8 protein-coding genes are annotated in these 13,041 nt (G+C 59.9%); 4 read left to right on the forward strand and 4 right to left on the reverse strand.

What is annotated here, in order from left to right; all coding sequences use genetic code 11:
- Positions 1-15: 15 nt before the first annotated feature.
- Together ACFOFO_RS12570 and ACFOFO_RS12575 are read right to left on the reverse strand one after the other, a co-directional pair.
- Positions 16-3,036, reverse strand: a complete 3,021-nt coding sequence (locus ACFOFO_RS12570) for an efflux RND transporter permease subunit (protein WP_390331673.1) — start codon at positions 3,034-3,036, stop codon at positions 16-18.
- Positions 3,033-4,055, reverse strand: a complete 1,023-nt coding sequence (locus tag ACFOFO_RS12575) for an efflux RND transporter periplasmic adaptor subunit (RefSeq protein ID WP_390331745.1) — start codon at positions 4,053-4,055, stop codon at positions 3,033-3,035. Before ACFOFO_RS12575 ends, ACFOFO_RS12570 begins: the two co-directional genes overlap by 4 nt.
- Between ACFOFO_RS12575 and ACFOFO_RS12580 the strand changes: the two genes are divergently transcribed.
- Positions 3,976-4,302 (forward strand): hypothetical protein, encoded by a 327-nt coding sequence (locus tag ACFOFO_RS12580; protein WP_390331751.1) that lies wholly within the window; start codon positions 3,976-3,978, stop codon positions 4,300-4,302. The genes ACFOFO_RS12575 and ACFOFO_RS12580 overlap by 80 nt on opposite strands.
- A gap of 316 nt (positions 4,303-4,618) precedes the next feature.
- On the opposite strand, the gene ACFOFO_RS12585 is transcribed toward ACFOFO_RS12580, so the two are convergent.
- Positions 4,619-5,044 (reverse strand): GNAT family N-acetyltransferase, encoded by a 426-nt coding sequence (locus ACFOFO_RS12585; protein WP_390324772.1) that lies wholly within the window; start codon positions 5,042-5,044, stop codon positions 4,619-4,621.
- Positions 5,045-5,379: 335 nt separating this feature from the next.
- Between ACFOFO_RS12585 and ACFOFO_RS12590 the strand changes: the two genes are divergently transcribed.
- Positions 5,380-7,593: an FUSC family membrane protein gene (locus tag ACFOFO_RS12590; protein WP_390324770.1), complete on the forward strand. Its 2,214-nt coding sequence runs from the start codon at positions 5,380-5,382 to the stop codon at positions 7,591-7,593.
- A gap of 18 nt (positions 7,594-7,611) precedes the next feature.
- Here ACFOFO_RS12590 and ACFOFO_RS12595 read toward each other — a convergent pair whose 3' ends face one another.
- Entirely contained in the window at positions 7,612-7,965 is a 354-nt protein-coding gene (locus ACFOFO_RS12595; protein WP_390324769.1) for a YkgJ family cysteine cluster protein, read from the reverse strand.
- A 347-nt stretch (positions 7,966-8,312) separates the two neighbouring features.
- Between ACFOFO_RS12595 and ACFOFO_RS12600 the strand changes: the two genes are divergently transcribed.
- Together ACFOFO_RS12600 and ACFOFO_RS12605 are read left to right on the forward strand one after the other, a co-directional pair.
- Positions 8,313-12,374 (forward strand): Pls/PosA family non-ribosomal peptide synthetase, encoded by a 4,062-nt coding sequence (locus ACFOFO_RS12600; RefSeq protein ID WP_390324766.1) that lies wholly within the window; start codon positions 8,313-8,315, stop codon positions 12,372-12,374.
- The gene (locus ACFOFO_RS12605) at positions 12,374-12,991 is read left to right on the forward strand and encodes a 4'-phosphopantetheinyl transferase family protein (RefSeq protein WP_390324763.1); all 618 of its coding nucleotides are present in this window, start codon (positions 12,374-12,376) and stop codon (positions 12,989-12,991) included. The genes ACFOFO_RS12600 and ACFOFO_RS12605 overlap by 1 nt, the downstream gene beginning before the upstream one ends.
- Positions 12,992-13,041 lie beyond the last annotated feature (50 nt).

Consider the following 13,041-nt stretch of genomic DNA (forward strand, 5'->3'; position numbering starts at 1 on the left):
TGCGTTAAAACATGTTCAGCATGATCGCCTGTCGTTGCTGTCACGCGGCACCATCAATCCTCCGACCACGGCGAGGCCGAGCGGTCTTCTGGCCTCGCCCCCGGCGCCGATACCCAAGGCGATCGGCAGCGTCCCGAGCAAGGCCGCCATGGTCGTCATCATGATCGGACGGAAGCGGGTCAAGCAGGCCTCGTGGATCGCTTGGTCAGCAGGTAAGCCGCGATGGCGGCTTGCTTCGATGGCGAAGTCGATCATCATGATGGCGTTCTTCTTGACGATGCCGATCAACATGATGATGCCGACGAAGGCGTAGATATTCAGATCGATATGGAACAACCAGAGTGTCAGCAGCGCCCCCAGTCCAGCCGTCGGCAGGCCGGACAGAATGGTAATCGGATGGATGGTGCTTTCATAGAGTATGCCAAGCACCACGTAAATGACGAATACCGCCATCACCAGCAGCAATCCCAAGCCGGTGACCGATGCCTGGAAAGCCTGGGCCGAGCCCTGGAAGCTGCCGGTCAGCGTATTGGGTATCCCCAAGTTGGCCTGTGCCTTGTTGATGTCATTGATAGCGGTGCCTAGCGCTACCCCCGGTTCGAGGTCGAATGAAATCGTCACCGCTGGCAATTGACCGAGATGATTCACAGTCAGCGGCGATACGCCACGACTCACATGCGTGACGGAGGACAGCGGCACCAGGCTGCCGCTGGATGAGCGCACATACAGCATCGACGGTGTGGATGGGTCGGCCTGGTATTGGGGAGCGACCTCCAGAATGACCCAATACTCGTTGCTCGGCGTATAGATCGTCGATGCCTGGCGCGATCCATATGCGGTGTACAAGGCGTTTTCGATCTGCTGGGCCGTCACGCCGAGCGCTGCCGCGCGGTCGCGGTCGATGTCGATGGCGATTTTCGGGTAAGTGATCTGCAGGTCGCTGGTGACGTCGCGCAGCCCAGGCAATGAGCGAATCTTGCCTTCGATCGCCGGTATCCAGCGATAGAGTTCGTTGGTGTCGGCATCTTGCAGTGTGTACTGGTACAGGCTTTTGGTGAGCTGGCCACCAATCCGTATCGACGGCACATTTTGCAGGAACACCCGCATGCCGGGAATCTGCGTCAACCGCGGGCGCAGCGTGTTGATGATGTCCTCCACCGGCGCACGCTGACTGCCTGGTTTCAGGCGGATGAACAGCCGGCCCTGGTTAAGCGTCTGGGTCGCGCCACCAGAGCCAATCGCCGACATCACCGATGCCACTGCCGGGTGCGCCAGCGCGATACGGGCGGCTTCGCGCTGTTTTGTCGCCATCGCATCGAACGAAATGTCTTGCGCCGCCTCGGTAATGGCAAAGATCTGCCCGGTATCTTCGCTTGGCAGAAAGCCCTTGGGCATGGTGGCAAACATCCAGCCGGTCGCCGCCACCACGACAGCGAAAGCGGCCATGGTGGCGCGGGGATGGCGCAACACCCGTTGCAGGCTGACGTCATAGCCATGCCGCCAGGCGTTGAACATCGACTCCATTAGATTGTAGAAACGGCCGTGCCGGATGGTGTCGCTGCGCTTGAGCATGGTCGCGCAAAGTAACGGGGTCAGCGTCAATGACACGAAGCCGGACATCAGCACGGCGACCATGATGGTGATCGAAAATTCACGCAACAGACGGCCGAGAATGCCGCCCATGAACAGCACCGGGATGAACACCGCCATCAGCGACAAAGTCATCGAGACAATCGTAAAAGCGACTTCCCTGCCCCCCTCGAGCGTCGCCTGCAACGGGCTTTTACCCATTTCCAGGTGGCGCGCGATATTCTCCAGCATGACGATCGCATCATCGACCACGAACCCGACGCAGAGTGTGAGCGCCATCAGCGAGATATTGTCGAGGCTGAAATGGAACAGATACATCACCGAGAAGGTGCCGATGATGGACATCGGCAGTGCGAGGCTAGGAATGATCGTCGCCGACAGGTTGCGCAAAAACAGGAAAATGACCATCACCACCAATGCCAGTGCCAACACCAGCGTGAATTTCACGTCGTTGACCGATTCCCGGATCGTCTGTGAGCGGTCATACAGAATGCTCATGGTGATGGCGGGCGGTATCTGGGCGCGGAACGACGGCAGCAGCGCGCGGATCGCATCCGCCAGGCCGATCGTATTAGTGCCGGGCTGGCGCTGAATTGCCAGGATGATGCCGCGGTTACCGCTGAACCAGGCTGCCACCTTGTCAGTCTGGACGCTGTCGATCACCCTGCCGACATCGGCAAGCCGCACCGGCGAACCGTTGCGGTAGGCGACGATCATGCGCCGGAATACGGTGGCGTCCTTTAACTGGCCGTTCGCTTCCACGTTGAATACCCGCTCCTGGCCGTACAGCGTGCCAGTCGGCAGATTCACATTCTGGTTGCCGATCGCGGTTTGCACCTCATCTAACCCGATGCCGCGGGATGCCAGCGCGTTGGGATCGACCTGTACCCGTACCGCGTATTTCTGCGATCCGAACACCTGCACCTGCGCCACGCCGGCGATGGTGGAAATGCGCTGGGCAAGCAGCGTTTGCGCGTATTCGTCCACCGCCGAGAGCGGCATGGTGTCTGAGGTCAGCGTCAGGTAAAAGATCGGCGAATCTGCCGGGTTAACCTTGCGAAATGACGGTGGCGTGGTCATTTCCGGCGGCAACAGGCGCAGTGCTGCGGCGATTTGCGATTGGACGTCGAGAGCCGCGGCGTCAATGTTGCGATCAAGCGAAAACTGCAGCGTGATCTGGGTCGACCCTTGCGCATTGACCGAGCTCATCGAGTCCAGCGCTGCGATCGTCGAAAACTGCTTTTCCAGCGGTGTCGCCACTGCCGCTGCCATCGTTTCGGAACTTGCCCCCGGTAGCGTCGCACTGACCTGGATGGTCGGAAAATCGACGTTGGGCAGGTCGGATACCGGCAGTGAGCGATAGGCAACGATCCCGAAGATCAAGATGCTCAACATGATCAAGCCCGTCATCACGGGGCGCCGCACAAAGGGCTCGATAACGTTCACGATCCGCTCGCTGTGCTCTTGATGCTGACGGCTGCGCCCGGTGCCAGGCGTGACTGGCCATCGACCACCACCGTTTCGCCGGGTGCCAGCCCTTTGGCTACCACGGTCAAAGGCCCTTCGATACGATCGACTGCAATATCGCGCGGCTGCACAATCTTCGTGGCCGGGTCCAGCAGATAAACAAATGTCCCGTTGGGCCCGTTCTGAAGCGCCGTGGACGACACCACGACCGCCGGTTGCTGGTTGCCGAGCAACAAGGCCGCGTGCACGAATTGTCCGGGCCATACGGCCGCATCGGCATTTTGCATTTCAGCGCGCAGCTTGACGGTTCCCGTGGCTGGATCGACGGCATTGTCGAGAAAGGCAAGTCGGCTGGTGCGTTTGAACCCGCCCGGACTACCGGGCAAGGTACTCACTTCCACCGCCAGCGGTCCGCCAGTCATTGCCGCGCGGATGCGCTCGATCTGAAGTTCTGACACGGCAAAGTTGACATAGATCGGATGGATCTGGTTGATGATCACGAGCGAATTCACGTCGTTGGCCTTGACCAGATTGCCAGCCTGGATCAGCGTCTTGCCTACGCGTCCGGCGATCGGCGCTCTGATGGTCGAATAGTCCAGTTGCAGCTTGGCCGATTCGACCGCCGCCATGTCGGCCGCGACCACGGCCCTGGCAGACTCCAGTGCGGTGCGGATCTGCGAATACGCATCGGCCGAGATGAAATGCTTGTTCAGCAAATCCTGGTAGCGCACATCCTGATCCTGAGCATGGTGCAATTGCGCGGTGTCGCGCGCCAGATTGGCCTTGGCTTGATTCAGTTGAGCCTGAGCAGGACGCGGATCGATCTCGAACAGCAACTGTCCTTTGCTGACCGCGTCGCCATCGTGAAACTTGACCTTGGCAATTTCGCCGTCGATGCGCGATTTTATTGCGACTGACATGATCGTTTCCACGCTTCCTACTGCTTCAATGCGCAACGGCACTTGGCGCCGCTCGACTTGGGCCACCACTACGGGCACTGGGTTGGGTCTATTCTTGGCGGCGGCATTGCGGGCATCCCCGCTCTTGTCGCAGCCGGCAATCGCCGTCATGAAAGTTATGGCCAGCGATGCGATGAGAGGCGAAAGCAAGCACTTATTCGCATTTTTCCATACCGGAAACAACGCAATCCGTCTCATGACCGCCTTGGGCGTATATCGCTGCATGAACCGCTATGTCGTCATGCAGGTGTTATGGAGGATTATTTTTCTATCGTCACGATTTTAAAAGACTGCGCACGATTTGAAGATTGTCCCTGCGATCATCATAGTATGAAGATTCAGCGGTATTGTTTCAATTTGTAACGACTTGACGAGGGGACGGATTACATGATGAAAGGCACTAACATCCGCATGAAATCATGGCGCTGGCGCGTGGCAGAAGGAAACGCACCATGCCCGTACGGGCCGATCCTGGCGCAAGCTGCAACTGGCCGTTGATGCCAATACCGACACACGCGGCAGCCCGGGCAGAGACTATTGAGTGCGTCATGAAGCGTGTGAATGGCGAATGATGAATGGTGAATGAAGCGCAGCTGGCGCGGTCACGCAAATTTCAGGCGCATCTCGATATGCGGGATTCCGGCATCGTCAAATTCATCGCCGTCGCGCACAAAGCCGAAGCGTCCGTAAAATCCTTCGGCTCGCGTCTGCGCGTTCAGCACCACACTCCTGTCTCCGCGTTGCTGCGCGGCCTGCATCAAGGCTTGCAGGATCGCGCCACCGACGCCGGTGCCGCGCGCCACTTTCAGCACCGCCATGCGGCCGATATGCCCGTCCGGTAACAGGCGGCCGGTGCCGACCGCTTGGCCGCCGGCGTCGTAGGCGAGCGCGTGCAGGCAGACCGGATCCATCTCGTCGAGTTCGATGTCCGCCGGGACCTGCTGCTCCCTGACGAAAACATCGAAACGAATCGCCTGCGCTTCCGGTTGCAAGGTGGTCCAGTCGCCGAGTTTGATGTGATATTTCATGATCGATAGATGGCAAATTTCAAGAGGCAGCATTATCACACGCGGAACCAGCGCCGATTGCGTGCAGACCGCGGCGCGCAGACCATGGCGCGCAGTCTGCCGGATGCAATGAAAATTTTATGAAGAGAATATACTGCCTTCAATACATCGCCATTTCGCTATAATTTAATGGCAATTATCGATATACTCTTCATTTAATGAAATATTTCAATTTCTGGCACGTTTGAAAATGACGCAACGGGCAGCTTTGTCCCGGTCCATGCCGGAGCGCCTTGCGATTTAAATAGTGCCTTCTACGTTACACTGCATTTTCGCCTTACTGCCACCAGCCGCCCATGCATTACGCGCTCAATCCCCGCACTTTCCTGTTCAGTCATTATTTTTATAGCGGCCTGCGGGTCGCGGTCGGCGTGATCGGATTGACGCTCGCGGTATTCGCCTACAGCAGTCTGCCGGTGGCGATGACGGTCTGTATCGGCGCGCTATGCACCAGCCTGATGGATCTGCCGAACCCGCTGCGTCACAAATTCAATGAAATGCTGGCCAGTGTGCTGTTGTGCACTGCCGTCACCCTGATCATCAGCCTGTGCGCGCCGGTGCATTGGCTGCTCGGTGTGATGCTGGTGCTGGTTAGTTTTCTGGCATCCATGATGGTGGTGTATGGGCGCAGGACCTTGCCGCTGCAATTTGCCGCGCTATTCATCATGACTTTATCGATGGAAAACGAGTTGACGGTGCCGCAAGCCTTTTTGCACAGCGCACTGTTCCTGGCGGGCGGGTTGGCCTATCTGGCGTATGCGATGCTGGTGGCCTGGTTTCTGCGCCGCCGGATCAAGCAGCAGGTGCTGGCCGAGGCCTTGTTCGAACTGGCGCGCTACATCGAGATCAAGGCCGATTTTTACGACATGCACACCAATCTGCATGCGCAGTTCAACAAGTTGGTGCGGCAGCAGATCGTGTTGGCCGACAAGCAGCAGGCATCGCGCGACCTGATCCTGCGCGGCACGCCCGGCGCGCGCGATGCGGTGCTGATCCAGGTGCATTACAGCATGATCGACCTGTACGAAACGATACTGTCGACGCACACGGACTATGCGCTGCTGCGCCGCCATTTCGCGGATACCGATGTGCTGAACCGGCTGCACGAACTGATACGCAAGGCGGCACACGATCTCGAATCGATCGCCTTCGCAGTAACACGCAAGCGCGCCTCGTATGCCGATGTCAGCTACGAGACCGAGTTTCAGGCGATCGAGACGGTATTGCAGCAATTGCAAACTGCGCATGCCCATGAAGACCGCCTCATGCCAGGCATGCCGGATGAAGCGGTGATCGTGTTGCGCACCTCCTACAACAAGGTGCGCGAGGTGGTCGACATGATCGGTCAGCTGCATCTGGCATCGCAAACCGCGGTTGCGCCGTTGCCGGTCTTGCCGCATGCCGACATGACGCCGTTCTTGACCCAGCAGAAGTATGAGCTGGGTCTGTTGATTGCCAGCCTGAATTTGCGCTCGTCGGTGTTCCGTTTCGCACTGCGGGTGGCGATGGCCATTTCCGTCGGTTTGCTGGTGGCCGAACATCTGCCGTATGCGTCACATGGCTACTGGATCGTGCTGACCATCGTCATCATCCTGAAACCCAGTTACAGCATGACCAAGCAACGGCGCGGCGACCGTCTGCTCGGCACTACGATCGGCTGTGCGCTGACCGCGCTGATCCTGCATCTGGTACATGCGCCGCTGGCGCTGCTGGGTTTTCTGTTCCTGGCGACCGTGGCGGTGCCGTCGTTCGTGTACATTAAATATCGTTACACCGCGATCGCTGCCAGCATGCAGATTCTGCTGCAGATCAACCTGATGATACCGAACAGCACCGGTGTGATCGGCGAACGATTGCTCGACACCTTGATCGGTGCCGTCATCGCGACCGCCTTCAGCTTCGTTCTGCCGAGCTGGGAATACCGCGCGCTACCGCGCCTGATCAAGAGTGTGCTACAGGCCAATCGGCGCTATATCGAAGCCACCCGCGACCTGTTGCAGAGCGGCGGGCGCGACGATCTGTTGTATCGGCTGTGCCGAAAACGCTTCATGGATTGCGTCGCCGGCCTGTCGGCGACGCTGGTGCGGATGCTCGATGAACCGGCCAACAAGCAATACGCGGTGGAAGAGCTGAATCTGTTTATTGTTGAAAATTACCTGGTGGTATCGCATGTCGCCGCAATCCGGTTGCTGCTGCGTCGGCATGCCGAAGGATTGCCGAAGGAGTCGGTCGACGCGATTTTGCAACAGGTCAGCGCTCGCGTCGGCAACATGCTGGATCAGGCGCAGCGATTGCTCGATGATCCGCCGCCATTGCAATCAGAAGCGGCAGAGACTAAGCCGTTGCATGATGACGTTGCCGGGCGCATTGCCGGGCCAGAACATTTAGCGTGGTCAGGTTGGCAGTTATTGCAACGCCGCTGCAAGATGCTGCAGGCGGATGCCGACAAAATAGTCGCGCGCAGCGCCGCACTCGGACGCGAATTGCGGGTATTCAGGCAGCGGGTGTGAGTGCCGTTGCCGCATGCATTACACCAGCACGTGGCGCACCTCTTCGAAGTAACGAAATATCTGGCGCTCAACCGCCGGATCGATCATGACTTCAGGCCGCTTGCCGTTAGGACAGACCAACTTCGGCGTGGTGCCGAACAGACGGCAGATCAGCGGACGCTCGTCATACACCTGACATCCGTGCTCGCCCAGATGCGGACAACTCAAGGCAGCGAGCGCCGCCTCATGCTCGACCTCGGTCTTGACAGGCAATGCCGCCATTTCTTCGGTCGAGGTCATCACCGGTCCGCAACAGTCGTGACACCCGGGCACGCAGGTGAATGACGGAATGCGCTCACGGAAAAACTTGATTTTGTGGGTATTTTCGGTCATGTAGCGAGTCCAGACGATAGGCTAAATGGTGCCGTTGCTGTCTTTGACATTCATGATTTCATTTCTTGTGCGTAAACCATACGAAGACGCCATTTTCCACTGTATTCCGGGGTTTTTCAAACAATTCGGGAAATCAGGATTACTTCGGTGAAAAAAGCCCTCTACAATTCGTTCTGGATTGATCGCGTGGCAACCGCCCACCCTCTCCAACGCAGCTTGCGCCCATATACTCCATAGTGTCGATGGCATGTTGCGCATATAAATAAACATTTTTTTCAACATACTGCCAATAGTTCAATGTTTTCGCATCAAGAGCCAGCCGTGCATACACAGAAAAGCACGATAAAATGAACGATCTGTCCACTGTTGCGCGTCGCCATGCGCAACTGCATCCCGACATCCTGTACGGGCCGAGTCAACCGGAATTGCTGCGCGACGAAGTACTGGCTGACCTGCTGGAGGCGAGCGCGCTGCGCTGTCCGGATCACACCGCGCTCATCTTCGGCGAGCGCCGGCTCAGTTATCGCGAACTGAACCAGCAGGCCGATCTGGTGGCGTCCAGACTGATCGAGGCCGGCGTGTCGCCGGGCCAGATCGTCGGCCTGTGGCTGCCGCGAGGCATCGACCTGCTAGTGATGCAGGCCGGCATCGCAAAGGCCGGCGCGGCCTGGCTGCCAGTCGATGAAGATACGCCGGTCGAGCGGCTGGAAGTGTGCCTGGACGATGCACAGGCCGCCGGTATCGTGAGTTGCGCCCAATTCGCGCCACGCCTTGAATTGCTAGGCCGCCCAGTCTGGAGCGCAGAAGCATTGCTGGCGCCGCCTGTATCCGCGGCACCATTCTTTCGCCGCAGCGACATGCTGCCGAGCCATCCGGCCTATGTGATTTACACCTCCGGCTCGACCGGCAAGCCGAAAGGCATCCTGATCGCGCAGCACAGCATTTGCCATTTCCTGCGCAGCGAGAACGCCGTCCTCGGCATACGCGGCGACGATCGCGTGTATCAGGGCTTTTCGGTCGCATTCGACATGTCATTCGAAGAAATCTGGATCGCGTACCTGGTCGGTGCGACCTTGTGGATCGCGCCGAAGGAAGTGACCGGCGACCCGGAGACCCTGCCCCGGCTGTTGGCAGCCAACCACGTCAGCGTGTTGCACGCGGTACCAACCCTGCTTGCGCTGTTCAATCAGGATGTCGCGAGCCTGCGACTGATCAATCTCGGTGGCGAGATGTGCCCGGAAACGCTGGTCGAGCGCTGGGCCAGGCCCGGGCGTCAGATTTTCAATACCTATGGCCCGACCGAGGCCACCGTGTCCGCCAGCCTGGCGCAATTGCAGCCCGGCCAGCCGGTGACCATCGGCACCCCGCTGCCCAATTACGGCTTGCTGGTGATCGATGCCGATGCCGGTGTCAATGAAAGTGGCGCGCATGGCTTGCGGTTGCTGCCACGCGGCCAAACCGGAGAGCTCTGCATCACCGGACCCGGACTGGCCGCCGGTTATCTCGGCCGCCCCGACTTGACCGCAGAAAAATTTCTGCCCAATCCATGGGCTAATGGCCAATACGATGCGCGACTGTATCGCACCGGCGATCTGGCGCGGATCGACGCCGATGGTCAGGTGGTATGTCTGGGACGGGCTGACGATCAGGTAAAGATACGCGGCTTCCGCGTCGAACTGGGCGAGATCGAGGCGCTGCTGGTGCAACAAGTCGGTGTCGGCACGGTCGCGGTGTTGCTGCGCAATGACGATGGGATGGATCAACTGGTTGCCTACATCGTTCCCGAAAACGCTGCCGATGCTGACACCATATCGGCCAGCGAGTTGCGCAAGGCATTGGCGGGACTACTTCCGCCTTATATGGTGCCGGGCCGATTCGAAATGCTGCCCGCGATGCCACGCCTGACCTCGGGCAAGATCGATCGCAAGGCGTTGAAGGCGCTACCGTTGGGAGCGGTGCCAGCCGGCAGCAACCAGGATTCCGATCTAGCGGAAACACCGGCCGAAGCGGCATTGTTTGCGGCGCTGGCCAAGCTGTTTCCGGGTCAGCCAATTCGGCGCGATGCGGATTTTTTCTCGGACCTGGGCGGCCACTCGTTCTTTGCCGCCAGGCTGGCGTCGGCCTTGCGCGCCGATCCGCGCTATGCCCACGTGACGGTGCGCGATATTTACCAGAATCGCGAGATCGGACGGATCGCCGCGGTGCTGGCCGATGCCCCAGACGGCGGTGGCACCATCGAACCGGACTGGACACCGCCATCGGCAGCGCGTCGCTGGCTGTGTGGCGCCGCCCAAGCCGTAGCCGTGCCCGGCCTGGTAACCTTGCGCATGGCGCAATGGCTGGCGCCATTTTTCACCTATCACTTCTTTACCGGCGATCCCAGCGACTCGATCCCGCGCGCGATCGCGGCATCGGTCGGCATCTTTCTGCTGGCGACGGTGATGGAATTTGGCATCGCGATCGCCGGCAAATGGCTGATCGCCGGCCGTTTGAAGCCCGGCAGCTATCCGCTCTGGGGTCTCACCTACTACCGCTGGTGGCTGGCCGACCGGCTGGTGGAATCGGCTCCGACCTATCTGTTGAGCGGCTCGTCGCTGTATGTGTGGTGGTTGCGTGCGCTCGGCGCATCGGTCGGGCGCGAGGTCATCATTGGTTCGATGACGCTGCGCGCCCCCGATCTGCTGCGCATCGGCGATGGTGTCAGCATCGGCAATGCGGCCAATTTCGAAAACGCTCGGGTTGAACGCGGTCAGTTGCGGCTCGGCATCATTACGCTCGGCAATGATGCCTGCGTCAGTTCCTACGCCATATTGGAAGGCAATACCACGGTCGAGCAAGCCGGCCACTTGGAAGGCCAGTCGGCGCTCGGCGATGGTGGCCGCGTTCCGGCCGGCCGGGTCTGGAGCGGCTCACCGGCGCGCGACATCGGCGTGTTCGATCCGAACGGGCAACCACCACGGCCGAGCGTCAGCTCCACCCGGCTGGCGCTGGAAGCGCTGTTCTTCATCTTCGGCATATTGCTGATCGCCACGCTGTTTTTCATGCCGGTGTTTCCTAGCTTCGTACTGATCGACTGGTTCGACGAGGCTAATCTGTTGCCCTGGTTGCAAGGCGATGATGTCCGGATTCAACTGGCACGTTATTTTGTGCTGGCATTCCCGGCCAGCGCCGTCCTGATCGTCCTGACCGCGCTGGTGTCGGCGGGTATCCGCTGGACTGTGCTGCCGCGACTGAAGGTCGGACGCTCGCCGGTGCACAGCAATACTTATTGCTCCAAATGGCTGGTCAGCCAGATTCAGGAGTCGAGCCTGAATGTGTTGCACGGCATATACGCGACGGTATTCGCGCCGGTCTGGTACCGTCTGCTCGGTGCCAAGGTCGGACGCGATGCGGAAATTTCGACCGCTTTAGGCGTGGTGCCCGATATGCTGACCTTGGGCGACGAAACATTTATCGCCGATGCCGTCATGCTGGGCGACGAGCAGATCGACGGCGGCTGGATGACGATGCAACCGACCGTCGTGTCCCATCGTAGCTTTGTCGGCAATGGCGCCTATATTCCGGACGGCACCGTCCTGCCGGAAAATGTACTGATCGGCGTCCATTCGCGCGCGCCGGACAATGTACAGATGGTCAGCGGCGATACCTGGCTCGGTTCGCCACCGATCAATCTGCCGGCCCGGGAACAGGTCACCGGCTATCCGGAATGGCTCACCTTCCGCCCCTCCCCGCTGCGCCGATTGGGCCGCGGGCTGATCGAAGCGTTCCGGATCGCGGCGCCGCATGCGGTCGTGATCGCCGTCGGCTACACCGTGGTGCTGGATGTGATGCCGGTTGCCGGCGCCGGCCACTGGGGCCAAGTGGTATGGGACCTCAGCCTGGCCGGGCTGGCTTACGGCATTGGCAATTATTTCTTCGTGATGGCGTTCAAATGGCTGTTGATCGGGCGTTACAGCAAACGCGCGGAACCGATGTGGACGCCGTTCGTCTGGCTGTCGGAAGGCGTGACCAACCTGTACGAAGGCATCGCCGTGCCGAACTTCATGCGTTACCTGCGCGGCACACCGTGGTTGCCGCTGGCGTTCAATCTGCTCGGCTGCAGGATCGGACGTGGCGTGTATCTCGATACCACCGACATTACCGAATTCGATTGCGTCGCGATTGGCGACTATAGCGAACTGAATGCGTTGTCCTGCCCGCAAACACATTTGTTTGAAGACCGCGTGATGAAGATCGATCACGTCAACATCGGCCGCCGTGTGTATATGGGACCGCGCAGTGCGGTGCTGTATAGCGCCGAGGTCGGCGACAATGCCAAGCTGGGTGCGCTGACCCTGGTGATGAAAGGCGAGAATATCCCGGCCGCCAGCAGCTGGGTCGGCTGCCCGGCGGCGCCGGCACGCGCCTGATGCCGGCGTCATCCTGGCTCGATCAGCGGGTCGAAAGGCGGACCGTACATCCCTGGTCGGGCGCGCTGCCGGTGCCTAGCGACGGCCTGATCGTGATTGGTATTGCGACAGCTGGCAACACAATCCGGGACCTTGCCCGCCAACAGATCAGGCTGGCGCTACAGCAACTGCTGGGCGAATTGCTGGGGCTGCCGCCGGACGGCATTGCGCTGAAGTCGGAAACGGGACAGGCGCCTCGCATCGCGCTGGGCGCCAACGCTGCCGCATGCAATGTCGGCTTGTCGATCAGTCACGAGGCGGGTCTGTCGCTGGCGGCGGTCAATCTGCATGGCGCAGTCGGCGTCGATCTGATGCAGGTGCAGGAGGTACCGGATTGGGAAATGGTCGCGCGCGATTATTTGGGCGCCGCGGTTGCCGATGCACTGGCCGGCACTTCGCCCGAGCGACGCGCGCAGGCTTTTGTCAGGGCATGGACCGCGCGTGAGGCCGGTCTGAAATGCCAGGGACTGCCGCTGACCGAATGGACGCCCCCGCCGCCGTGTCAGACTGGACCTTGCCGCAGCTTCGAACTTGCCCTGCCGCAAGGCCTGATCGGCACGCTGGCCATCCCGGCATAGCATCGCGCCTCGATCACGCACACGAATGTGCTAGCCTTGGCACAATATCT

This window comes from Pseudundibacterium arcticum, from assembly GCF_042646465.1.
Taxonomy (GTDB): Bacteria; Pseudomonadota; Gammaproteobacteria; order Burkholderiales; family Burkholderiaceae_D; genus Undibacterium_A; species Undibacterium_A arcticum.

Bases quoted from the DNA above. Each gene is read 5' to 3' on its own strand.
- ACFOFO_RS12585 (WP_390324772.1), bottom strand. From the start codon at position 5,044: ATGAAATATCACATCAAACTCGGCGACTGGACCACCTTGCAACCGGAA.
- ACFOFO_RS12580 (WP_390331751.1), top strand. From the start codon at position 3,976: ATGATCGTTTCCACGCTTCCTACTGCTTCAATGCGCAACGGCACTTGG.
- ACFOFO_RS12590 (WP_390324770.1), top strand. From the start codon at position 5,380: ATGCATTACGCGCTCAATCCCCGCACTTTCCTGTTCAGTCATTATTTT.
- ACFOFO_RS12605 (WP_390324763.1), top strand. From the start codon at position 12,374: ATGCCGGCGTCATCCTGGCTCGATCAGCGGGTCGAAAGGCGGACCGTA.
- ACFOFO_RS12600 (WP_390324766.1), top strand. From the start codon at position 8,313: ATGAACGATCTGTCCACTGTTGCGCGTCGCCATGCGCAACTGCATCCC.
- ACFOFO_RS12595 (WP_390324769.1), bottom strand. From the start codon at position 7,965: ATGACCGAAAATACCCACAAAATCAAGTTTTTCCGTGAGCGCATTCCG.